Consider the following 22,507-nt stretch of genomic DNA (forward strand, 5'->3'; position numbering starts at 1 on the left):
CTCAGTCCCCGAGGAGGGGCTGGATCGCCGCGCAGGTGTCGGCGAGGACGCCCTCGACGTCCGCGTCGGCGGTCCACAGCGCGTCGAGCTGGGCCCGCACCGTGTCCTGCAGCTTGGCGAAGTTCTGGTGCGACGGCTTCGTCACGGCACCCTGGATGCCGTCGACGACGACCGCCTGGAGCTGCTCCTCGCTGAGCTTCGGGTTGGCCGCCCCGAGCGTCTCGGCGGTGAGCAGCGACTCGCGCGGCGGCGGGAAGTACGCGGCGAGCGTCTCGGCGTTCTCCGGGTTGGTGAACCACGCGAGGAAGTCGGCCGCGACGTCAGGGTGCTCCCCGGCCGCGAAGACGCCGATGCCGGCCTGGCCGATGACGTTCTGCTGGCCCGCCGGGCCCGCCGGGAGCGGCACGACGTCCCACCCGAACGAGTCGTCGAGCGACGACGCGCGGCTGATCTGCGTGATCGTCATGGCGGAGTCGCCCGCGAAGAAGTCGGCCGTCGTGCCGGGGCCGGGCAGCGCCTTGTCGACGAACGTCGCGTCGTGGACCCACGTGAGCGCGTCGACCATCTCGGGGTCGGTGAACGTGCACTGCGTGCCGTCCTCGCTCCAGGGCGCCGCGTCCCAGCCGTCCCAGATCGTCGACAGGTTCTCCCACACCTTGTAGTCGAAGTCGCGCACCACGAGGCCCTGCTTGCCCGACGTCGCGGCGGCCGCCGCCGCGATCTCGCGGACCTGGTCGTAGGTCCAGTCGCCCGACGCGACGAGGTCCGCCGGGCTCGGCTGGCCCGCCGCGGCGACCTGGTCGGTGTTGACGAACAGCGCGAACGGCGAGTTGGAGAACGGGTAGGCGTACAGGCCGTCGTCCTTCTGCCACAGCGCGAGCGAGGAGTCGAGCAGGTCGTCGTACGCGTACCCCTCGGTCTCCTGCAGCTTGGGGGCGACGTCGACGAGCGCGCCGCTCGCCACGAACTCGGGCGCGTAGCTCTCGAGGATCCAGGCGAGGTCCGGCGCGTTGCCGCCGGCGAGCTGCGTCGTGAGCGACGTCGTGTAGTCCTCGAACGGGATCGTCTCGAACGTCACGCCGGACACGAGGTCCGGGTTCTCCGCGACGTACGCGTCGGCGATCTCCTGGAACTGCGCGAGCTGCGTATCGTCGGCCGTCCAGACGGTCATGCGCAGCTCGACCGGCTCGCTCGGGGTGCTCGGCTCGCCCGCGACGTCGTCGCCGCCGCCGGAGCACGCGGTGAGGACGAGGGCGAGCGCGACGCCGCCGGCGGCCAGGGGTGCACCGACGAGGCGGCGTCGGGTGCGCGGGGTGAGGGGGTTCATCAGTTCTCCTTCGGACTGAGGGTGGGCGGGGTGCCGGGCGCGGGGAGCCCGGGTCAGTAGGGGTGGGCCTCGGCGGGCCAGCGCAGCTCGACGCCCGCCCGGACGAGCTCGTCCTGGTAGTCGGCGAGGAGGTCGGCCTTCGACTGGACGGCGTGCGGCGTGCGCCCGGTCGCGAGGCAGTGCGCCGCGAGGTGGCCGGCGGCCTCGCCGATGTTCCACTCGACCGGGTGCAGGCGGTAGCAGCCGTTGGTGATGTGCGTCGTGCCGATGTTCTTGTTGGCGGCGAGCAGGTTGGTCACGCGCTGCGGCAGCAGGGCGCCGAGCGGGATCTCGAACGGCGTCGACGCGACGTCGATGTACGTGTCGCCGCCCGTCGAGGGGTGCAGGTCGATCCGGTACATGCCGACGCCGACCGAGTCGTCGTAGCGCGTCGCGCCGCGGTCGCCGCGCACGGCGTACGAGACGTCGTTCTCCGTCACCGTCGTCACGGCGCGCAGGCGGCGGGACTCGCGGTGGTAGGCCGCCTGGGCGAGCCCGTCGGCCGAGCCCATGACGTCGGGCCGCAGGCGCAGGCCCGGGAAGCCGGTCCCGCCGTCGGCGCGGGGCGCCTCGGTCTGCATCCAGTAGAGCATCGAGAGGCTGAGCTGCCGGGCGTCGGCGATCCGGGCCTCCTCCACGTCGCGCGGCACGTCGAGCACGGGCTCGAGGAAGTAGTCGATGCTCGGCCAGTTCACGAGGCACAGGTCGCTCGCGTAGTGACCCGGCGCGAAGAGGTCGCGGGCCGCGATGCGCCGGAACGTCCAGAGGTTGCCGTCGCCGGGGTTCTTCGACTGGTCGGCGTCGACGGCGCGCGGGTCGTCGCCCGGGTTCGGGGTGAACGACCGCACGTCCATCGCGAGCGTGCGCGGGTTGGGCGCCTCCCACGACAGCATCCGCCGCCCGTTCCACGGCCCGGGGGTGTACGTGCTCCAGAAGTCGTAGCGCTCGGGACGGTCGATCGTGTGGTCGCCGTCCACGTGCTCGACGGCGAAGCACACGCTGAGGGCCTGCACGTTGTCGGGCTGCGCCTCGTCCGGCGCGCTCGGCTCCCCGGTCTCGCGGTTCGACTCGAACCCGGTGACGTACTCGGTGCCCGTCAGCGGCAGGAGCTCGCCCGTCTCGGTCGCGTCGACGACGAACGCGGCGTGGACCGTCACGGCCGCGCCCGCGCCGTCGGCGGTGACCGGGGTGAGCGTCACGGAGGTGACGCGGTCGCCGTCGGTGGTGGCCGCCGTCGGGCGCACGCGCTCGAGCAGGCGGACGCGGCCCGCGGACCGCCACGGGGCGAGCATCTCCTCGAGCACGCCCACCGCGACGCGCGGCTCGTGGCACAGCTTGGAGACCCAGCCCGCGCCAGGGTTGAGGGCGTCCCACGTGCGCGCGGCGTCGGTGAGCGGGTAGGAGCGGCGGTAGACGTCGCGGATGCCGTCGCGCAGCGCGCGGTAGCGCGCGGTCACGCCGAACCGCTCGACCCACGGGCTCTCGTCCGGCGGTACCGCCTGGGACGTGAGCTGCCCGCCGATCCACGGGTGCTCCTCGGTGAGGACGACGCGGGCGCCGCGCTCCGCCGCCGCGAGCGCGGCGGCCACGCCGCCGAGCCCGCCGCCGACGACGAGGACGTCTGCCTGGAGGTCTGCATGGGTCACGCTGGGGTTTCCGTTTCTCTGGTGCTCGGTGGTGCGGTCTGAGGTCGGTCAGGCGGGCGCGGCGACGCCCGACGGCGCGGCGACGGTCTCGCCGTCGACGTCCACGCACTCGAGGAGCTGGTGGAGCTCCTCCTCCGGGACGGCGACGGCGCGCGACGCACGGCGGTCCGAGCGGCCCGAGCCGGACTCGGCCGCGACGAGGCGGGACAGCAGGACGAGGGCGCGCGCGCCCATCTCCTCGCGCGGGATGGAGAAGCCCGACCAGCGGCGCCCGCCCGGGCGCCCGTGGTGCGGCTGGCCGAGCAGGAGCACCGAGACGTCCGCCGGCACGCGCACGCCCCGGTCCTCGAGCTCGTCGACGAGCTCCTCCGGGGAGTTCTCGGGCGCCACGACGACGGCGGTGAGCCGCTGGTCCACGATCTCGGTCGCCGTCGCGGGGACGTCGTCCAGCTCGACGAACCGCACGGTCAGGCCGTGCGCCTTCATCGTCGCGCGGTAGGCGTCGACGCGGTCGAGCGTGGGCTGGTCCGTGCCGCGGGGCCCGACGTACCCGATGCGCTCGTGCCCGAGCTCGACGAGCCGCTCGACCTGGCGCGCGGTCGCCGCGACGTAGTCGGCACCGACGTAGGGCAGGCGTCCGCCGTCGCTGCCGCGCTTGCCGATGAAGACGAAGGGGTAGTTCGTGTCGAGCAGGTGCTGGAGCTCGCCGCGGTCCTCGTGCTGGCCGAGCAGCAGGCAGCCGTCGGCGATCCCGAGGCGCTGCCAGCCGTCGCGCGTGAGGCGGCGCCGCCCGTCGACGACGCGCGCGCTCGTGAACAGCAGGATGTCGATGCCGAGCTTCTCGGCCGCGTGCTCGATCCCGACGAGGAACGGCCCGTAGAAGTCGCGCCCGGCGCGCGGGAACGTCGCCTCGTAGGTGAAGACGCCGAGGATCTGGTTGCGCCCGCCCGCGAGACGCTGCGCGACGGGGTTCGCCGAGTAGCCCGTGATCCGGATCGCGTCGAGCACGCGCTGCCGCGTCTCCTCGCTGATCCGCACCCCCGCGGGCGTGGAGTCGTTCAGCACGAACGAGACCGTCGCCTGGCTGACGCCCGCCATGGCGGCGACGTCGGCCTGGGTGATGCGGTGCCTCGGCATGGATCCTCCTCGATCACGTCGTCGATGACGTGGAAGGAGTCTCGCCAGGCCGGGCCCGGCCGGTCAACGCGATAATACGCATTATTACGCCGGGATCCGCGCGACTCCGCGGCCGGGCGGGCGTCGGGTGATCCGCATAATGCCGTGCGGCACGGGCTGAGGCCGGCGCTGCGGCCGGGCGAGCGGGTCGCGGGGACGCACGACGGGCCCGGGGCCGCACCGTGGTGCGTCCCCGGGCCCGTCGCCCCCCTGCTCGCGCGGCGCGCTACCCGCAGGTCAGCGCGCCGTACGGCGCGGTCGCCGTCCCCTGCCCGACGCCGTCCGTACCGACGACCTCGACCGTCGCCTCCCCCGCCGCGACCGTCGTGGCCCGCGTCGCGAACGACTGGTACGCGCTGCGCCCGGACGCGACGTCGGCCACGGTGCGCTCGCCGAACGGCGTCGCGAGCCGGACCGCCACCGCGCCGTCGCCCGCGTTGCGCGCCGTCACGGCCACGTACGCGCGGCCCGCGAGGCACCGCGTGACGGCCTCGACCTCGACGGCGGGCTCGTCGTCGTCGCACGCCGCCGCCTCCTGGGCGGTGGGCGTCCAGCGGAACCAGTCGAACGACGCGACGATCTCCGGCGGCGTCGCCGAGCCCCGCATCGCGAACGGGCCGACGCCCGTCGCCCGGAGCGCGGCGACGTCCACCGTGCGGCCCCACGGCGCGAACTCGACGCCGTCGACCGACACCGACGCCTGCACGGCGGTCCCGTCGCTCGTCAGGCGCAACCAGAAGGTGTCGCCGAGACCCGCGGGCGGGACGACCGAGTCGAAGCCGGTGTTGCGGTCCGTCCCGTCCTGGCGCCAGATGAACTCGACCCGCGGTCCGAGCGACCCGTGCACCAGGTCGAGCTTCGCGTAGTTCGCGTCGTCGCGGTACAGCAGGAGACCGCCCTGCTGGAACCGCTCCGTCGGGGAGACGGAGACGGCCGTCGTGACCTCCCACGGCCCGGCGGGCACGGCCTGGAGCGGCAGCGCGGCGCCGGCGACGCCGGTCGGGTACGCGGGGACGCGCAGGGAGCCGTCGACGAGCTCGTGCCGGGCGGTCCCCGGCCGGACCACGGTCCAGCGCGCCGGGTCGAGCGTCGTGCCGTCGAACTCGTCGGACGCCGCGCCGCTGCACCGCTCGCGCAGCGGGTCGGGGTCCTGGCCCGGCTCCGGGGGCCGCACGGCGTCGGGGTCGCGCTGCGCCCACGCGATCGTCGCGCCCAGGCGGTCGCCGGACTCGTAGAAGAGGTACGTCTCGTCACCGTCGGTGACGATCTCGGGGGCCGCGACCCGGCCCGTGTCGTCGCCCACGCCGCTCGCCCGGTGCAGCTCCCACCGCGGGCCGACCTGCGTCATCGTCGGGTCGAGCGTGCGGGCGAACGTGATGCCCGTGGAGCCGTGGTAGATCACGTAGAGCTGGCCCTCCCACTCCCACAGGTTGCCGCCGGACACGTTGGTGCCGGTCGCGGCATCGGGCACGACGAGCGGGTCCGGCCGCACGACCCAGGTCTTGCCGTCGACCGACTCGGCCACCTTGATGCGGCGGATGTTGTCGGTCCGGTTCTGCATGTACGTCATCGCGAACCGGTAGCCGGACGACGGGTCCGGGTGCTCGACGACGCGCGCGTACGAGGTCTCCGTGGTCCCCGCGCCGCTGTCGGCGTTCGTCACGGCGACCCCCGAGTCGTCGAACGCGAGCCCGTCGGGCGACGTCGCCCAGCGCGTCGTGGAGTTCTCGCCGTGGAAGTACAGGAGCACCTGGTCCGTCGCGTCGTCCCACAGGACGTCGGGCGACGAGACGTGCGAGACGCGCTCGTAGAACGGCAGCCACTCGTCCGCGACGATCGGGTTGTGGGCGTACTCCGTCCACGGGCCCTCGAGCGAGTCGGCGTACATGACCGAGATCCCGCCCGGGGAGTCGTGCGGGGCGTAGTAGAGGTACCACTCCCCCAGCGGGTCGTCGAGGTACGCGCCCGCGTGGAAGACGCTCGGGAAGATGAACTCGTCCGTCGGGTTGTAGATCATCGACTCCTTGTCGGTGACCACGCCGCGGTACTCGAACACGGGCAGGTCGGACGCCGACGGGCCGTCGGCCGTCGCTCCGGTCGTCGCTGGGGTCGCCGTCGTTCCGGTGGTCGCTCCGGTCGTCGTCGGGGCGGTGGCCGCGGACGGCGCGCCCGCGGCCTGGGCCGTGGCCGGGACGACCGCCCCGGCGGCGAGGACCGCCGTCAGGGTGGCGACCGCCGTCGCCGCGGCGCGCGGTCTGCGGCGTGGTGCTGCTGCTCGGGTTCTCACAGGGGACCTCCGTCGGTTCCTCGCCGGCGGCGTCGTCGCCGCCGGGCGCCACGTCGGGACGTGGGCTGCTGGCAGTGTCGCCGGACGAGCACGGTGGAGGTCAAAGGGATGATGCGCATTATTAGCGTGCTCACGGTGCTCGGGGCCACGACGCTAGAGTCGTCCCGACCGCACCTGAATGTCGGACATCAGACGTATTGACCGGAGGATCGCCCCGTGCCGCTCTTCGACCTGCCCCTCGCCGAGCTCGAGACCTACGCCCCCGTGCTCGACGAGCCCGCCGACCTCGACGCCTTCTGGGCGAAGACCCTCGCGGAGTCGCGCGAGGCGGGCGGGGACCTGGCCGGGTCGGTGCGGCTGGAGCGCGCGGAGACCGGCCTCGACCTCGTCGTGGTCGACGACGTGACGTTCCCCGGGTTCGCCGGCCAGCCCGTCAAGGCGTGGCTCGTGCGGCCCGCCGAGGCCGCCCGCGCCGCCGCGGCCGGCGACGGCGCCCCGCTGCCCGCGGTCGTCGAGTTCCTCGGGTACGGCGGCGGTCGCGGCCTGCCCCACGAGCACCTCGCGTGGGCGAACGCCGGGTACGCGCACCTCGTCGTCGACACGCGCGGTCAGGGCAGCCAGTGGGGCAGCGGCGGTGGAACGCCCGACCCGGCCGGGTCGGGACCCGCCGTCCCGGGCGTCCTCACGCGCGGCATCGAGGACCCGCACGACCACTACTACCGTCGCGTCTTCACCGACGGCGTGCGCGCCGTCGACGCCGTCCGCTCCCTGCCCGGCATCGACCCCGAGCGTGTCGCGGTGCACGGCGTGAGCCAGGGCGGCGGCATCGCCATCGCCGTCGCGGGCCTCGCCGACGGGCTCGTCGCGGCCCTCCCGGACGTCCCGTTCCTGTGCCACTACCGCCGCGCCGTCGAGATCACGGACCGGGACCCGTACCGTGAGCTGACGCGCTACCTCGCCGTCCACCGCGACGCGGAGGAGACCGTGTTCCGCACGCTGTCCTACCTCGACGGGGCGGTCCTCGGGCGCCGCGCCACCGCGCCGACGCTGTTCTCCGTCGCGCTCATGGACCAGGTCTGCCCGCCGTCCACCGTCTACGCGGCGTACAACGGCTGGGGCGCGGCCGCCGGGGCGGCACCCGCGGCCGAGCGAGCGATCGACGTCTACCGCTACAACGAGCACGAGGGCGGCCAGGGCTACCGCTTCGCCCGCCAGCTCGCCTGGCTGCGCGACCGCTAGACCGCCGGGACGTCAGTGCGCGACGACGCGCGCGCCCGCCGCGGGGGCCGTCGTGCACCAGACGGTGTCGCACGCGTCGTTCGCGGTCCACGAGGCGGCGATCGCGAGCGCGTGCTGGCGGCTGCGCGCGAGCGCGGCGACGGTCGGGCCGGAGCCGGACACGATCGCGCCCAGGGCGCCGGCCTCGGTCGCGACGTCGATCGTCCGCCGGAGCTCGGGCCGCAGCGCGAGCGCCGGGCCCTGGAGGTCGTTGCGCAGCACCTGCCCGAGCCCGACGGCGTCGCCCGCGCGCAGGGCCTGCATGAGCGCGGTGTCCTCCGCGAGGTCGAGCTCGGCCGGCCCGCCCACGGTCTCGTCGAAGGTGCGGTAGACCTGCGCGGTCGACAGCCCCTCGGCCTGGACCGCGAACACCCAGTGGAACTCCCCGCGCGTCATCGCGGGCGTGAGCACGTCGCCGCGCCCCGTGCCGACGGCGGTGTGCCCGACGAGGCCGAACGCGACGTCGGCCCCGAGCCCCGCGGCGAGGCGGACGAGCTCGGCCCGCGGCACGCCCGCGTCCCAGAGCGCGTCGCACGCGACGAGCGCGGCGGCGGCGTCGGCCGACCCGCCGGCCATGCCGCCCGCGACCGGGACCTCCTTGTGGATCTCCAGCCGGACGTCGGGGTCGAGCCCCACGTGCTCCGCGAGCGCGACGGCGGCGCGCCACGCGAGGTTCGTCTCGTCGGTCGGCACGGCGTCCGCCTGGAGGCCCGAGACGCTGAGCGACACCCCGGAGCCGGGCGGCACCTGGTGCGCGACGACGTCCTCGCTGAGCCCCACGGCCTGGAAGATCGTCACGAGCGGGTGGTAGCCGTCGTCCTGCACCGCACCGACGCGCAGCGAGAGGTTGACCTTGCCGGGCGCGCGCACGCGGACGGACGGGGGCGGCGCGAGGGAGATGCTCGGCGGGCGCGGGGGTGTCACGCGTCCACTGTGCCAGGTCGGCCGGTGGGCCGCCCCGCGGCGGGGCCGGCGCCGCGCACCGGTCGGTCGGCGAGGCCGACGCGGCGGACGAGCTGCTCGGCGACGCGCGCGAAGGCCGCGACGTCGAGCACCTCGCCGCGCGCCTGCGGGTCGACGTCCGCGGCCTCCAGCACCTCGGCCGCGACGCTCGCCGAGCCGGCGAGGCCGGACAGCGCCGAGCGCAGCATCTTGCGGCGCTGCGCGAACGCGGCGTCCACGACGGCGAAGACCTGCTCCCGGGTCGCCACGGTGGCGGGGGGCTCGCGGCGGTCGAGCGCGACGAGGGCCGAGTCGACGTTGGGGACGGGCCAGAACACGTTGCGCCCGATCGTGCCCGCGCGTCGTGCGTCGGCGTACCAGGCGGCCTTCACCGACGGCACGCCGTACGTGCGCGACCCCGGGGGCGCGGCGAGCCGGTCCGCGACCTCGGCCTGCACCATGACGAGCACGCGCTCGAGCGAGTCGAAGCGCTCGAGGAACGTGAGCAGCACCGGCACCGCGACGTTGTACGGGAGGTTCGCGACGAGCGCCGTCGGGGCCTCGCCGGGCAGCGTCGTCACCTCGAGCGCGTCCGCGCCCACGACCTCGAGCCGGTCGCCGACGTCGGGCACGTGCGCCGCGACCGTGTCGGGGAGCTGGCGCGCGAGGACGGGGTCGATCTCGACCGCGACGACGCTCGCGCCCGCCTCGAGCAGCCCGAGGGTCAGCGAGCCGAGGCCGGGCCCGACCTCGACGACGCGCTCGCCCGGGCGGACGTCCGCCGCGCGCACGATCTTGCGGACGGTACCGCCGTCGTGCACGAAGTTCTGGCCGAGGGTCTTCGTGGGGCGGACGCCGAGACGCCCCGCCAGGTCACGGATCTCGGCCGGACCCAGCAGGGCGCCTCGGGTATCGCTCATGGGACGCAAGCCTACCGACCCGGCGCCGACCGGCCCTCGCCGGGCACGACGGAGGGCGGGGCGCCGTGCGCCCCGCCCTCCGCGGTGTTCGTCGGTCCGCCGTCAGGCGGCCGCGTGCGTGCCGTGCGGGCTCAGAGGAGCCCGAGCTTGCGCGCGCACGCGGGCCACTGGCCCCAGCCCGAGCGGGCCTGGAGCGCCTGGGCACGCTGCGTCTGCTCGGCCGCCGAGGCCTCCGACGGGAGGCCGGAGCCGCCCATCGCCCGCCACGTGGAGAGCGAGAACTGGTACAGGCCGTAGTAGCCGTTGCCCGTGTTCGTCGCGGGGTTGCCCCCGGACTCGCACTGCGCGAGGGCCGACCAGACACCCGCCGGGGCCGACCCGAGGTCGGCGGCCGGGGCCGGCGCCGGGGCGGGCGAGCCGCCCGACGCGGAGCCACCGCTCGACGACGACGAGGACGACGAGCGCTGCGGCGCCGCAGGCTTGGGCTCCGGCTTGGGGCGCTCCTTGGTGCCCTGCACGAGGATCTTGTTCACCGGGGGCGTCGTGACGCCCTCGGAGACGAGCTCGCGGGACTCCTCGACGCCGTCGACCGTCGTGACGCGGTGCACGGTCGTGTGGACGCCGTCGGCGCCCTCCTGCTTGACGACCGGGTCGAGGTCCTTGAAGCGGTCGGCGTCCTCCTCGGTGACCGTCTCGAACGGGACGGCCGCCTCGGTGGGCACCTCCTCGACCTTGACGCGCTGCACGACGAGCGAGACGGGCGCGGCGTCCGCCGCGGCCTCGGTGTCCTTGGACGTCGCGACGGCCGCAGGCTCCTCGGTGGCGGCCGCGTCGGCGGCGGGCGCCTCCTCGGCCGGGGCCGCGGCGGCCTGGGCCGCCTCGACCTGCTCGGTCTTCTCGACGTGGACGCGGTCGAGCTCGCCGAGCTGGACGCCCTGCTGGTCGAGGATCGCGTCGATGCCGATGCTGCCGTCGGGGGCGACCTTCGTCTCGCCGTCGACGACGACGTTCACGGGGCCGTCCGCGTCGAGGCGGATCGGGAGGGAGGCGCGCTCGCCGGAGCGCGACGCCACGAGGCGCACGTCGCTGCCGCGCGAGGCGAGGGTCGTCAGCGCCTCGTCGGCGTCGAGCGACGTGAGCCAGACGGAGGACTGGGAGCCGTCGACCTGCACGGGCACCTCGCGCCCGTAGCGCACGACGACGTCGCCGCCGCCGCGCAGGGCCGAGTCGACGTCGGGGACGACGAGGTCGCGGTCGCCCACGGCGACGTCCTGCTCGGCGAGCAGGCCCTCGACGGAGCCGGCGAAGGTGGTGACGGTGGTGATCTGGCCGTCGACGTCGAGCTCGACGGTCTTGCGCGCGTTGCCGTAGGCGACGGCACCGGTCGCGAGGAGCACGACGGTGGTCGCGCCGGCGACGAGCGGCCAGCGACGGCGACGGTGCGCGGTGGTGGTCGCGGGGCTCTGGGGGCTCTCCGCGAGGGTCTCGGTGGTGTCGGGGGTGATGTCGGCGCCCTCGGGGGCGCCGGCCGCGTCAGCGGTCCGGTGGAAGGGGTTCTTCACTCGGGTCCAGTCGTCGTGCGTCCCGGGCACGGAGGCTCGACGGCGCGTAGCACCACCCGTGGCCCACGGCGGACTGTCGTCCTCCGCGGCGGGCGCACACGTGCGACCACGGGTCTCGAGCGGCCGATCCGGCTGCCGGCGCCACCCTCGGCACCCCTTCCCCAGGGCCCGTCGACGGCGCACCGCTCGCGTCGGTCCGGGCACGTCCCGCCGGTCCGGGTGGACCGTCGGGGCACGCCGTTCACGCGCGAGCGACGATCGACCGTAACCGATCTGTTATCGAAGTCCAACCCCTGGGGGGATACGCTGGCGAGTTCTGTCCGTATTTCGGCGTGAATGTCGTGCGCCCTCCACGACTCCCGCACGCCGTCTCACGGGCCCTCCCCCTCCGCACGCGCACGCCCGGCGCGCACGCCGCGCGCCCCGAGCCGGGCGAGGACGGCCGCGAGCTCGGGCGGGTCCAGCACGGTGAGGTCCACGTCCAGGCTCAGCAGGAACCCCGCGACCTGGGCGAGCGACGTGCCCCCGGTCTCGAGCACGCACGCGTCGGGGCCGTCGTCGGCGAGCGCGCCCGCGACCGGGGAGAGCCGCTCCGCCACGACGCTCGCCGGGGCGTGCAGCCGCACCCGTACCGGCCGCGCCCACGCGGCCGAGCCGACGCCGCGCACGACGTGCGCGACGGCGTCGCCGCCCGGCACGGGGCGCGGCACGAACCGCGGGCCCCCGGGCGTGCGCAGCGCGAGCCGGTCCACGCGGAACGTGCGCCAGTCGTCCCGGTCGAGGTCGAACGCGAGCAGGTACCAGCGGCGCCCCACGTGGACGAGACGGTAGGGCTCGACGGCGCGGGACGTCGTCGTGCCGTCGTGCGCGCGGTAGTCGAGGCGCAGCCCCGTGCGCGCGGCGATCGCCGCCGCGACGTCCGCCAGCACCTGCGCCCCGACGGCCGGCCCGCCGCCGGGCGCGCTCGCCACGGCGGCGCGCAGCGCGTCCGCCCGGACCCGCAGGCGGGCGGGCAGGACCGTGTCGAGCTTGACCAGCGCACGTGCCGCGACCTCCTCGACCCCGGCGATCGACCCGGCGGCCGCGGCGATCGACCCGGCGGCCGCGGCGCGCAGCGCGACCGCCATGACGGTCGCCTCCTCGTCGTCGAGCAGGAGCGGCGGCAGCGCCGCCCCCGAGCCCAGCCGGTACCCGCCCGCCGCTCCCGGAGACGACCGCACCTCGTAGCCGAGGATGCGCAGGCGCTCGACGTCGTTGCGCACCGTGCGGGTCGTCACGCCCAGGCGCTCGGCGAGCTCGGGACCGGACCACGACGGGCGGGCCGGCAGGAGCGCCAGGAGGCGCAGGAGCCGGACCGAGGTGTCGAGCACGTCCCCATCGTGCCGCAGGATCCGGAACCGCACGTTCCGCAGGGGGTCCTACGTTCGAGGTGTCGGCCCCGCCGGGGGCGACGGGACGACAGCACCGGGCACCGCCCGACGACGAAGGAGACGACGATGCTGCGTGGGATGGCGACGCTGAACCTGTGGGCCGACGACCTCGAGGCCGCGTCCGCGTGGTACGCGGAGGTGCTCGGGACCGAGCCCTACTACGTGGTGCCGGGCGGGTACGTGGAGTTCCGGGTGGGCGACCGGCAGGACGAGCTGGGCATCATCGCCCGCTCGTGGTCGCCGCACCCCCAGCCGGGGACGCCGGGCGGCGCGATCGCGAACTGGCACGTCGACGACGTGCGGGCCGCGTTCGCCCGGCTCCTGGCGCTCGGCGCGACCGAGTACGAGGGCGTCGTCGAGCGCGGGCAGGGCGAGGGCTTCGTCACCGCCTCGGTCGTGGACCCGTTCGGCAACGTCCTCGGGATCATGCAGAACCCGCACTACCTGGAGATGCTCGGGCGATGACGGGCCGACGGCGGGGCGGCAGCGGGGAGGCAGCGGGGAGCGGTCAGTACCAGCCCTTGGCGACGGAGTGGGACCACGCCGAGCACGGCGTGCCGTAGCGGCCCTCGATGTACCCGAGGCCCCACGTGATCTGCGTCGCCGGGTTGGTGCGCCAGTCGGAGCCGGCGCTCGCCATCTTGGAGCCGGGGAGGGCCTGCGGGATCCCGTACGCGCTCGAGCTCGGGTTGTCCGCGTCGACGCGCCAGTTGCTCTCCTTGGTCCAGAGCTTGTCGAGGCACACGAACTGGTCGTCGCCCCAGCCGCGCTGCGCGGCGAGGGAGCGGCCCACGGCGCGCGCCGAGCCGGGGTCGACCGAGACCGAGACGTCCATCGTCCCGACCTTGATGACCTCGTTGCGCGGCTCCGTCGTGACCGTGCGCGTGAGGACCGTGCGCGACACCTCCGCCCCGCCGAGCGTCTGCACCGAGTAGGTCGTGACCGCCTCGCCGACGCGACCGGACTGCACGACGACGCGGTGCCCCTGCGGGAGCGTGGGGTCCTCTCGCTCCTCCGTCTCGAACGGCAGGACCTCCGTGACCGTGTCCGCGGTGGCCGCCGCGCGGCTCACGAGCACGAGCATGCCGTCCACCGCCGCGGCGTCGAGCGGCGCGGACGTGCCGTCGCCCTCGGCGAGCACGATGCCCGCGGTCGCGAGGACCCCGCGCACCGTGGGCTCGGCCGTCGTGATGGGCATGACCGCGCCGTCCACCGCGACGTGGACCGTCTTGAGCGTGGAGACCCGGATCGGCTCGCGCCCGAGGGCCTGGGTACGCGACACCTCGGTCACGGCGCCCTCCGCGCGCGGGCCGAGGTACGTGAGCAGCTCGCCCACGGTGCGGGCCGTCGTCGGGATCGTCTGCACCTGGCCGTCGATCTCGACGGTGACGTCGTGGCTCGTGCGCACGACGATCGTGCCGCCGTCGCGCGCCGGGTCGGCGAGCGCGGGCTCGACGAGGTCCTGCTCGCCGACCGCGACGCCCTGGTAGTCGAGCACCGCGGCGACCGTGCGCCCGTAGGCGGAGACCTGGTGCAGCTCGCCGTCGACGTCGAGCGTGACGTCCTTGTGGAGCGTGGCGAACGCGCCGGTGACCCCGACGAGGCTCGCGACGACGAGGCCCTGGGCCGCGAGGCGCTGCACGCGCCGCCGACCGGTTCCGTCAGGTGCGAGCACGCGGGCGGTCCCTTCTGCGGGAGGACGCCCGTCGGCGAGCGCCGAGGGCGAGGTGCGGGACGTCGTCGGCGCGGGGCGCACGACGCACGGACCCGACCGTAGCCGAAACGTGACCTGGGGCGAAACCTCGCAGCCCTCGCGCACCGGACGCGGTCCGCCCGCCCGACCGCGTCGTCGTCACCAGGGTCCGTAGACCGCGACGGAGGTCGCGGCCAGGCGCTCGCACACGTCCGCGAGCGGGAGGTCCACGACCTCGGCGACGGTACGGACCGTCGTCGGCAGGACGTACGGAGCGTTGGGACGCCCGCGGTACGGGTGCGGCGTGAGGTACGGGGCGTCCGTCTCGACGAGGACCTGCTCGAGCGGGACGGCGCGCAGCGCCGCCCGCAGCTCGTCGTTCGCGCGGAACGTCACCGGGCCCGCGAAGGACAGGTACCAGCCCTGCTCCGCGCAGGACCGGGCCATCGCGGCGTCGCCCGAGTAGCAGTGGAAGACCGTCCGCTCGGGGGCGCCGTCGCGCGCGAGGACGTCGAGCACCTGCGCGTGGGCGTCGCGGTCGTGGATCTGGAGCGCGAGACCGAGCTCCTTCGCGAGCGCGACGTGCGCGCGGAACGCCTCGCGCTGGACGGCCTCGCCCCGGGGGCCGGTCCGGAACAGGTCCATCCCGGTCTCGCCGATCGCGCGCACGCGGTCGTTCGCGCGGGCGATCGCCGCGATCTCCGCGACCGCGTCGTCGAGCGGTACGTCGTGGTGCGGCCGCGGGTCGGGCTCGAGCCCGTCCGGGCCGACCTCCCGCACCCCACCGTGCAGCACGGCCTCGTTCGGATGGATCGCCACGGCCCCGAGCACGCTCGCGACCCCCGGCGCCCCCGCGCGGCCGACCAGGTGGTCCTGGCTCGTCCCCGCCTCAGCACGCGCCGGATCCGCCTGCTCGCGACCCCAGATCGCCTGGTCGCCGCGCAGGAGGGCGTCCGTCCACCGCGCCGCCGGCAGGTCGCAGCCGACCTGCACGACCCGGTCCACGCCGACGGCCGCCGCCCGGGCCAGGTGGTCCGCGACGGTCGGGGCAGGGGTGTCCCCGGGGAGGACGTGGGCGATCGAGTCGAGGTGCGTGTGGTTGTCCACCACCGGGACCGGCAGCGGCTCCGGGTCCGGCGGCCAGCCGCGCTCGCGCTGCTTCGCCACCGTCAGGCGTTCTCGCGCAGGCGGTCGAGCTCCTCCTCGACGATCGAGTCGTCGAGCTTGGTGAACACCGGCGTCGGCTTGCCGACCGGGGTGCCGGGCACGACGGCCTTCGGCTCCCACGTCGCCAGGCCCTCGGCGCGGTAGTCGCCCGTGATGACCGGGTAGTGGCGCGAGTCGTCGTCGAGGTCGGTCACCTCGTCGATGCGCGGCTGGGCGGCGAACGTGCCCGTGCCGCCGAACGCCTCGTGCACCTGCTGCGCCGAGTGCGGCAGGAACGGGGACAGGATCGTGTTGAGGTCGCTCACGGCCTGGGTCACCGTGTGCAGCACGGTCGCGAGCCGGTCCGGGTCGGTCTTGAGCTTCCACGGCTCGGTGTCCGACACGTACTTGTTCACCTCGCCGACCGTCTTCATGGCCTCGGCGACGGCGGCGCGCTGACGGTGCGTCGCGATGAGCTCGCCCACGCGCCCGAACGCGGTCGTCGTCGTCGCGAGGACGCCCTCGTCGATCGGCTGGCGCTGCCCCGGCTCCGGGATCGCCCCGAAGTTCTTGTGCACGAGGTTCGCCGTGCGGTTCACGAGGTTGCCCCAGCCGGCCACGAGCTCGTCGTTCGTGCGGCGCTGGAAGTCCGCCCACGTGAAGTCGACGTCCTGCGTCTCCGGCCCGGCCGACGCCACGTAGTACCGGAACGCGTCCGGCTGGTAGCGGGCCAGCATGTCGCGCACGTAGATGACGACGCCGCGCGACGACGAGAACTTCTGGCCCTCGACGTTGAGGAACTCGCTCGACACGACCTCGGTCGGGAGCTGGAGGTTCCCGTACGGGCCCGGGGCGCCGCCCTTGCTCCCCCGGCCGTCGTAGCCGAGCAGCTCGGCCGGCCAGATCTGGGAGTGGAACGTGATGTTGTCCTTGCCCATGAAGTAGTACGACCGCGCCTCCGGGTCGTTCCAGAACGCGCGCCACGCGTCCGGGTCGCCGCTGCGCCGCGCCCACTCGATCGAGGCCGAGAGGTACCCGATCACCGCGTCGAACCACACGTACAGGCGCTTGCTCGAGTTCTCCTCCCACCCGGGGAGCGGGACCGGGATGCCCCAGTCGATGTCGCGCGTCATGGCGCGCGGGCGCACGTCGTCGAGCAGGTTGAGCGAGAACTTCAGGACGTTCGGGCGCCACGCGGTGCGCGTGCGCAGCCAGTCCCCCAGCGCGTCGACGAACGCGGGCAGGTCGAGGAAGAAGTGGTTCGACTCGACGAACTTCGGCGTCTCGCCGTTGATGCGGCTGTGCGGGTTGATGAGGTCGATCGCGTCGAGCTGGTTGCCGCAGTTGTCGCACTGGTCGCCGCGCGCGCCGTCGTAGCCGCAGATGGGGCACGTGCCCTCGATGTAGCGGTCGGGCAGCGTGCGGCCCGTGGAGGGCGAGATCGCGCCCATGGTCGTCTGCTCGACCATGTACCCGTTCTTGTGCACCGTGCGGAACATCTCCTGCACGACGGCGTAGTGGTTGCGCGTCGTGGTCCGCGTGAACAGGTCGTACGACAGGCCGAGCTGGTGCAGGTCCTCGACGATGACCCGGTTGTACCGGTCCGCGAGCTCCTGCGGGGTCACGCCCTCCTTGTCGGCCTGGACGAGGATCGGCGTGCCGTGCTCGTCGGTGCCCGAGACCATGAGGACGTCGTGACCCGCCATCCGCATGTGCCGGCTGAAGACGTCCGACGGGACACCGAAACCTGCGACGTGGCCGATGTGGCGCGGCCCGTTGGCATACGGCCACGCCACGGCCGAGAGGATGTGGGTCATGGTGCCCGATCCTAGTCGGGCCGCGCCGCGCTCTGCGGCGGCGTCCGCCTCCCGGAGATCGAGCGACGCCGAGCACGGGGTCGTCGACCTTCCTCAGCCTGGGAAGGTCGGCAACCCCGTGCTCGGCGGGAGCGCGCTCGTGCTCAGTACCAGTTGACGGCCTGCGAGTGCGACCACGCGCCGCACGGCGAGCCGTAGGAGCCGGCGATGTAGTCGAGGCCCCAGGCGATCTGGGTCGCGGGGTTGGTCGCCCAGTCGGCGCCCTTGCTCGCCATCTTCGAGCCGGGCAGCGACTGCGGGATGCCGTAGGCGCTCGACGTCGGGTTGTCCGCCGTCGGGTTCCAGTTGGACTCCTTGGTCCACAGGTTCTCGAGGCACGTCCACTGCGAGCCGGTCCAGCCGCGCTCGGCGGCCATGGCCTGCCCGATGGAGCGCGGGTCCTTCGGGCGCTCCTTCGTGCCGGTCGCGACGACCTCGTCCACGGGAGCGGTCGTCACCTCCTGCGAGAGCTGCTCGCGCGACTCCTCGACGCCGTCCACGAGGGTGACCTGGAACGTCGTCGTGGTGACGCCGTCGGCACCCGCCTGGGTGACGGCCGACTCGTCGGTGTACCTGGCGTCGTCGGGCTGCTGCACGGTCCCGTGCGGCACGGGGGTCGCGGCCTGCTGCTGCTCGACGACGACGCGCTGCACGACGAGCGACACCGCCGGTGCGCCCGGCTCGGGCGCCTCGACGCGCTGGACGCTCACGCGGTCCAGCTCGCCGAGCTCGATGCCCTGCTGGTCGAGGATCGCGGGGATGCCGATGCTGCCGTCGGGCGCGACCTTCGTCTGCCCGTCGGCGACCACGTTCACCGGCCCGTCGGTGTCGAGGCGCAGGTCGAGCGACGCGCGCTCGCCGGACCGCGACGCGACGAGGCGGACGTCGCCGCCGCGCTCCGCGAGGGTGTCGAGCGCCTCGTCGGCGTCGAGCGCGGTGAGCCAGACGTCGGACTGCGCGCCGTCGGTCTGGACGGTGACCTTCTTGCCGAGGCGCACCACGACGTCGTCGCCGTCGCCGAGCGCGGAGCCGGGATCGGGCGCGACCTGGTCGCGCGCGCCGACCTCGACGCCGGCGGCGTCGAGCGCGCCGCCGACGGAGCCGGCGAGCGTGCTGACGGTGGTCGTCTCGCCGTCGACGTCGATCGTCACGGTCTTGCTGGCCTCGCCGTAGGCGACGGCGCCGGAGCCGACGAGCGCGACGGCGGTGGCCGCCGTCACGATCGACCAGCGCCGCCGACGCGTCGACCGGAGGGACCGGGCCGCGCGGGCGGACCGACGGGTGGGGTTCTCGGGGCTCTCGGCGGTCGGCACCGCCTCAGGGGTGGTCTCGGGGGTGTGCGCCGTGACGTCGGCCGTCTCGGGCGCGCGGGAACGGAAGGGGTTGTGCACAGTGGTCCAAGTCGTCGGGGGCTCCCGGGCACGGGGGTCGACGGCGCGCACGCGCCTCCGGGGTGCTCCGCAGCGTGGCGGGCGCACCCGGCTCGACCGGCCGATCCGGCGTCCTGCGGCCCTCGGCGCCCTGGGCGCCCGGGAGAGGCCGCGTCCCACGGCCGGCCAATACACCTGTCCCCGGTGAGCGGCTACGCGAGACACTCGACCGTAACCGATTCGTTATCGCACACCAAACCGCCTGGTCACGGCGCGCGTCCCCCGACATCGGCCCGGCGGTCTCCAGATCGGCCCTCGGCGGGTCGGTCTCCGACGCCCGGGCCGCTCCCGCGGCCAAGCCCCGGGCGGTCCCGGTGCTCACCCCGTCGGCGTCACCGTGACGCGCAGGAGCCGGTCGTCTCCGTCGCGCGGGTCGCCCCGACCGTCCGTGCTGCCCGTCAGCACGTAGAGCACCGCGCTCCCGTCGGCACCGGGCGGCGTCGCCGGGTCCACGAGGACCGCGCGCAGCCGACCGCGGTCCGTGAGCACCGCCTGCGGCGCGCCGAACGCGGCGGCGTCGCTGCCGCCGTCGGGCGACGTGAACGGCACGCGCCACAGGCGCTCCCCGCGCAGCCCGGCGAGGTACGCGCCCTCGCGGGTCACGGCGAGCCCGCTCGGCGAGGCGTCCGACGTCGGCCACGTCGCCACCGGGTCGACGAACCCGGCCGCCGCCCCGCCCGTGCCCTCGACGTCGGGCCAGCCGTAGTTCCCGCCGGGCACGACGACGTTGAGCTCGTCGAACGTGTCCTGGCCGAACTCGGACGCGAGCATCCGGCCCGTCGCGTCCCACGCGATCCCCTGGACGTTGCGGTGCCCGAGGCTCCACACCGGCGAGGCCGGGTCCGGGTTGCCGGGCGCGGGATCGCCGTCCACCGTGACGCGCAGGATCTTGCCCGCGAGCGCTCCCGGGTCCTGCGCCGCGCCGCGCTGCTGCGCGTCCCCCGTTGTGACGTAGAGGTGGCCGTCGGGACCGAACGCGAGCCGTCCGCCGTCGTGCGTGGACGCCGCGGGCACGCCCTCGACGACCGTGGTCAGGGCGGAGAGCTCGCGCCCCGCGAGCGTCCCGCGCAGCACCTCGTTGCCGTCCGGCGCGGTCCGGTACGCGAACACCTCCCCCGCCGCGGCCCCGCCCGCCGGGCCCACCGCGACGCCGAGGAGCCCCGACTCGCCGCGCGCGACCGTGCCGTCGCGCAGGTCGTCCGCTCCCGGGCCGGTCACCGGTTCGACGGCGCCCGTCGCCGGGTCGACGACGACCAGCCGGCGCTCGTCGCGCAGCGAGACGAGCAGCGTGCCGTCCGCGAGCGCCGCGAGCCCCCACGGCGCGGGGAGCCCGGTCGCGACCTCGGCCACGTCGACGCGCACCTCGGGCACCACGACCAGGCCGTCGGAGGCGGCCTCCGGCGACGGGGCGGACGCGTCGGGCGCGACAGGGTCGGCGGGCGGGGACGTGGCGGTCGTGGCCGACGGCGCGGGGGCGGGCGCGTCGTCCGGCGCCCCGTCCGAGCACGCGCCCGCGCCGAGCACGACGGCGAGCCCGACGGCGAGCGCGGGCACGCCGGCCCGCGCGGGCACGGCGGGCCCTCGACCTGAGGCCCGGGTCCCGTGGTGGCGTCGCACCCGCCCATCGTCACCCGCAGCGGCGGGTCGTGCCGGGTGACGACGGGCGGGGCGACGGACCTTCGGCCCGCGCCGCCGGTCCTTCGGCGGCCGTCGGGGGCCGCACGACCAGGCATGCTGGAGGTGTCCCCGAGATCCGGGGACGTGGGCGAGGAGGCGTGTGCACATGTCGCGGACGTACGTGGTGACGGGATCGGCATCGGGCGTAGGAGCCTGCGTGGCCGGGCTGCTGCGCGAGCGGGGCGACCGGGTCGTCGGCGTGGACCTGCGCGACGCCGAGGTCCAGGCGGACCTCAGCACCGACGAGGGTCGCGGGCGCGCCGTCGACGAGGTGCTCGCCGCGACGGACGGCACGGTCGACGCCGTCGTCGCGTGCGCCGGGATCTCGGCGCCCGTGCCGACGACGGTCGCGGTGAACTTCTTCGGCGTCACCCGGTTCCTCACGGGCCTCCTGCCCGCGCTCGAGCGCTCGCAGGCGCCGCGCGTCGCCGTCGTGTCGTCGATGGCGACGCTCCAGCCCGTGTCCGAGGCGATCGTGGACGCGTGCCTCGCGGACGACGAGGACGAGGCCCTGCGCGTCGCGGGCACGCTCGCCGAGCAGGGCCCGCAGGTCGGGTACCTCGCCTACCCGTCGTCCAAGCGCGCGCTGTCGCGCTGGGTGCGGCGCGAGTGCGTGACGCCCGCGTGGGCCGGGCGGGGCGTCCCGCTCAACGCCGTCGCGCCCGGGACCGTGCTCACGCCCATGACGGCCCAGCTCCTGTCGACCCCGGAGTCGGTCGCCATGGTCGACGCCGCGGTGCCGATGCCCCTCAACGGGCACCAGTCCCCCGAGTCGGTCGCGTCGCTCCTGCTGTGGCTGACCGACGTCGCGAACACGCACGTCACCGGGCAGACGATCTACGACGACGGCGGCGCCGACGCCGTGCTGCGCGGCGACGACGTGTGGACGGGGACGGTCCCTAGCCCAGTCGCGTGAGCCCGCGGCGCAGGCCCCGGACGGCCTGACCGATGCGGTGCTCGTTCTCGATGAGCGCGAACCGCACGAACTCGTCGCCGCCGGGGCCGAACCCGACGCCCGGGGACACCGCGACGTCGCACTCCTCGACGAGGTGCGTCGCGAACTCGATCGAGCCCATGTCGCGGTACGGCTCGGGGATGCGGGCCCACGCGAACATCGTGCCGCCGGGCTTGTGGATGTCCCAGCCGATGCGCTGCAGGCCGTCGTACAGGGCGTCGCGACGAGACTCGTAGACGGACGAGATCTCCCGGGGGAACTCCGTCGCCTCGTTGAGCGTCACGGTCGCGGCGATCTGGATCGGCTGGAACGTGCCGTAGTCGAGGTAGCTCTTGAGCTTCGCGAGCGCCCCGACGACGTCCCGGCGCCCCACGAGGAACGCGACGCGCCAGCCCGCCATGGAGAACGACTTCGTCATCGAGTACAGCTCGACCGCGACCTCGCGCGCGCCCTCGCACTCCATGATCGACGGCGGCTCGAACCCGTCGAACGTCATGTCGGCGTACGCGAGGTCGTGCACGAGCACGACGTCCTTGTCCCGCGCCCAGTCGACGAGGCGCTGGAGGTCCGCCTTCGTCGCGACGGTCGTCGTCGGGTTGTGCGGGAACGACAGCACGACGACGCGCGGCTTGGGCCAGCCCAGCTCCCACGCCTCGATGATGCGGTCGATGTACCCCGCGGCGTCGGTCCCGTCGCCGATGGGGACCTGGCGCGCGTCGGCGCCCGCGAAGTAGGGCCCCCAGATGTGGATCGGGTAGCTCGGGGTGGGGACGAGCGCGACGTCGCCCGGCTGCAGCAGCACCCACATGAGGTGGCTGAAGCCCTCCTTGGCGCCGATGGTCGAGATGATCTCCGTGTCCGGGTCGAGGCTCACGCCGAACCGGCGCTGGTACAGCCCGGCGACGGCCTCGCGGAGCTTCGGGATGCCGCGCGACGCGGAGTAGCGGTGGTTGCGCGAGTTCTGCGCGGCCTCGGCGAGCTTGTCGACCGCGACCTGCGGGCTCGGCAGGTCCGGGTTGCCGAAGCCGAGGTCCACGACGTCGCGCCCCGCTCGGCGTGCCTCGATCTTGAGCCCGTCGATGATCGTGAAGACGTAGGGCGGCAGACCGGGGATCCGGCGGAACTCCATCGCAGTGCTCCAGC

At 74.8% G+C, this 22,507-nt stretch carries 17 protein-coding genes; 3 read left to right on the plus strand and 14 right to left on the minus strand.

All coding sequences use genetic code 11. The features are described 5' to 3' along the window. Position 1 precedes the first annotated feature (1 nt). The 4 genes from AC3WT4_RS11955 to AC3WT4_RS11970 form a co-directional block, all read right to left on the minus strand. Positions 2-1,327 (minus strand): ABC transporter substrate-binding protein, encoded by a 1,326-nt coding sequence (locus tag AC3WT4_RS11955; protein WP_492315523.1) that lies wholly within the window; start codon positions 1,325-1,327, stop codon positions 2-4. Positions 1,328-1,380: 53 nt separating this feature from the next. Continuing rightward, complete coding sequence (locus AC3WT4_RS11960) at positions 1,381-3,012, minus strand: FAD-dependent oxidoreductase (protein ID WP_108050077.1); 1,632 nt, start codon at positions 3,010-3,012, stop codon at positions 1,381-1,383. Between the two features lie 48 nt (positions 3,013-3,060). Continuing rightward, positions 3,061-4,149, minus strand: coding sequence for a LacI family DNA-binding transcriptional regulator (locus AC3WT4_RS11965; protein ID WP_074808016.1), 1,089 nt, complete (start codon positions 4,147-4,149; stop codon positions 3,061-3,063). Positions 4,150-4,414: 265 nt separating this feature from the next. Next, complete coding sequence (locus AC3WT4_RS11970; RefSeq protein ID WP_492315524.1) at positions 4,415-6,475, minus strand: beta-xylosidase family glycoside hydrolase; 2,061 nt, start codon at positions 6,473-6,475, stop codon at positions 4,415-4,417. 216 nt (positions 6,476-6,691) lie between these two features. Between AC3WT4_RS11970 and AC3WT4_RS11975 the strand changes: the two genes are divergently transcribed. Next, positions 6,692-7,714 carry an acetylxylan esterase gene (locus AC3WT4_RS11975; RefSeq protein ID WP_492315525.1) on the plus strand — a complete coding sequence of 341 codons (1,023 nt, stop codon included), beginning with the start codon at positions 6,692-6,694 and terminating at the stop codon, positions 7,712-7,714. A 12-nt stretch (positions 7,715-7,726) separates the two neighbouring features. Here AC3WT4_RS11975 and AC3WT4_RS11980 read toward each other — a convergent pair whose 3' ends face one another. The 4 genes from AC3WT4_RS11980 to AC3WT4_RS11995 all read right to left on the minus strand — a co-directional run bounded on the left by AC3WT4_RS11980 (position 7,727) and on the right by AC3WT4_RS11995 (position 12,547). Continuing rightward, positions 7,727-8,677 (minus strand): 4-(cytidine 5'-diphospho)-2-C-methyl-D-erythritol kinase, encoded by a 951-nt coding sequence (locus tag AC3WT4_RS11980; protein ID WP_083385171.1) that lies wholly within the window; start codon positions 8,675-8,677, stop codon positions 7,727-7,729. Next, positions 8,674-9,615: a 16S rRNA (adenine(1518)-N(6)/adenine(1519)-N(6))-dimethyltransferase RsmA gene (gene rsmA, locus AC3WT4_RS11985; RefSeq protein ID WP_074808025.1), complete on the minus strand. Its 942-nt coding sequence runs from the start codon at positions 9,613-9,615 to the stop codon at positions 8,674-8,676. Before rsmA ends, AC3WT4_RS11980 begins: the two co-directional genes overlap by 4 nt. Positions 9,616-9,746: 131 nt before the next feature. Beyond that, positions 9,747-11,207, minus strand: coding sequence for a resuscitation-promoting factor (locus AC3WT4_RS11990; RefSeq protein WP_492315526.1), 1,461 nt, complete (start codon positions 11,205-11,207; stop codon positions 9,747-9,749). A 341-nt stretch (positions 11,208-11,548) separates the two neighbouring features. Then, positions 11,549-12,547 (minus strand): helix-turn-helix transcriptional regulator, encoded by a 999-nt coding sequence (locus AC3WT4_RS11995; RefSeq protein WP_492315527.1) that lies wholly within the window; start codon positions 12,545-12,547, stop codon positions 11,549-11,551. 126 nt (positions 12,548-12,673) lie between these two features. On the opposite strand from AC3WT4_RS11995, the gene AC3WT4_RS12000 reads away from it, so the two are divergent. After that, entirely contained in the window at positions 12,674-13,072 is a 399-nt protein-coding gene (locus AC3WT4_RS12000; RefSeq protein ID WP_074808028.1) for a VOC family protein, read from the plus strand. Between the two features lie 43 nt (positions 13,073-13,115). On the opposite strand, the gene AC3WT4_RS12005 is transcribed toward AC3WT4_RS12000, so the two are convergent. The 5 genes from AC3WT4_RS12005 to AC3WT4_RS12025 form a co-directional block, all read right to left on the minus strand. Beyond that, positions 13,116-14,282: a resuscitation-promoting factor gene (locus AC3WT4_RS12005; RefSeq protein ID WP_031316670.1), complete on the minus strand. Its 1,167-nt coding sequence runs from the start codon at positions 14,280-14,282 to the stop codon at positions 13,116-13,118. A 177-nt stretch (positions 14,283-14,459) separates the two neighbouring features. Further along, a complete protein-coding gene (locus AC3WT4_RS12010) occupies positions 14,460-15,467 on the minus strand; it encodes a TatD family hydrolase (protein ID WP_492315528.1) in 1,008 nt (335 codons plus the stop codon). Positions 15,468-15,469: 2 nt separating this feature from the next. Then, complete coding sequence (metG, locus tag AC3WT4_RS12015) at positions 15,470-17,263, minus strand: methionine--tRNA ligase (protein WP_209829470.1); 1,794 nt, start codon at positions 17,261-17,263, stop codon at positions 15,470-15,472. A gap of 143 nt (positions 17,264-17,406) precedes the next feature. Beyond that, complete coding sequence (locus tag AC3WT4_RS12020) at positions 17,407-18,522, minus strand: resuscitation-promoting factor (RefSeq protein WP_492315529.1); 1,116 nt, start codon at positions 18,520-18,522, stop codon at positions 17,407-17,409. Between the two features lie 528 nt (positions 18,523-19,050). Beyond that, positions 19,051-20,304 carry a PQQ-dependent sugar dehydrogenase gene (locus AC3WT4_RS12025; protein WP_492315530.1) on the minus strand — a complete coding sequence of 418 codons (1,254 nt, stop codon included), beginning with the start codon at positions 20,302-20,304 and terminating at the stop codon, positions 19,051-19,053. A gap of 211 nt (positions 20,305-20,515) precedes the next feature. Between AC3WT4_RS12025 and AC3WT4_RS12030 the strand changes: the two genes are divergently transcribed. Next, the gene (locus AC3WT4_RS12030; RefSeq protein WP_074808040.1) at positions 20,516-21,325 is read left to right on the plus strand and encodes an SDR family oxidoreductase; all 810 of its coding nucleotides are present in this window, start codon (positions 20,516-20,518) and stop codon (positions 21,323-21,325) included. Here the strand turns inward: AC3WT4_RS12030 and AC3WT4_RS12035 are convergent. After that, entirely contained in the window at positions 21,309-22,493 is a 1,185-nt protein-coding gene (locus tag AC3WT4_RS12035; protein WP_074808043.1) for an aminotransferase class I/II-fold pyridoxal phosphate-dependent enzyme, read from the minus strand. The genes AC3WT4_RS12030 and AC3WT4_RS12035 overlap by 17 nt on opposite strands. Positions 22,494-22,507: the final 14 nt, after the last annotated feature.

The sequence above is a fragment of the Cellulosimicrobium sp. EB106-03-01-XG111 genome, assembly GCF_058792115.1.

Bases quoted from the DNA above. Each gene is read 5' to 3' on its own strand.
- AC3WT4_RS11965 (WP_074808016.1), bottom strand. From the start codon at position 4,149: ATGCCGAGGCACCGCATCACCCAGGCCGACGTCGCCGCCATGGCGGGC.
- AC3WT4_RS12035 (WP_074808043.1), bottom strand. From the start codon at position 22,493: ATGGAGTTCCGCCGGATCCCCGGTCTGCCGCCCTACGTCTTCACGATC.
- AC3WT4_RS11955 (WP_492315523.1), bottom strand. From the start codon at position 1,327: ATGAACCCCCTCACCCCGCGCACCCGACGCCGCCTCGTCGGTGCACCC.
- AC3WT4_RS12030 (WP_074808040.1), top strand. From the start codon at position 20,516: ATGTCGCGGACGTACGTGGTGACGGGATCGGCATCGGGCGTAGGAGCC.
- metG (WP_209829470.1), bottom strand. From the start codon at position 17,263: ATGACCCACATCCTCTCGGCCGTGGCGTGGCCGTATGCCAACGGGCCG.
- AC3WT4_RS12000 (WP_074808028.1), top strand. From the start codon at position 12,674: ATGCTGCGTGGGATGGCGACGCTGAACCTGTGGGCCGACGACCTCGAG.
- rsmA (WP_074808025.1), bottom strand. From the start codon at position 9,615: ATGAGCGATACCCGAGGCGCCCTGCTGGGTCCGGCCGAGATCCGTGAC.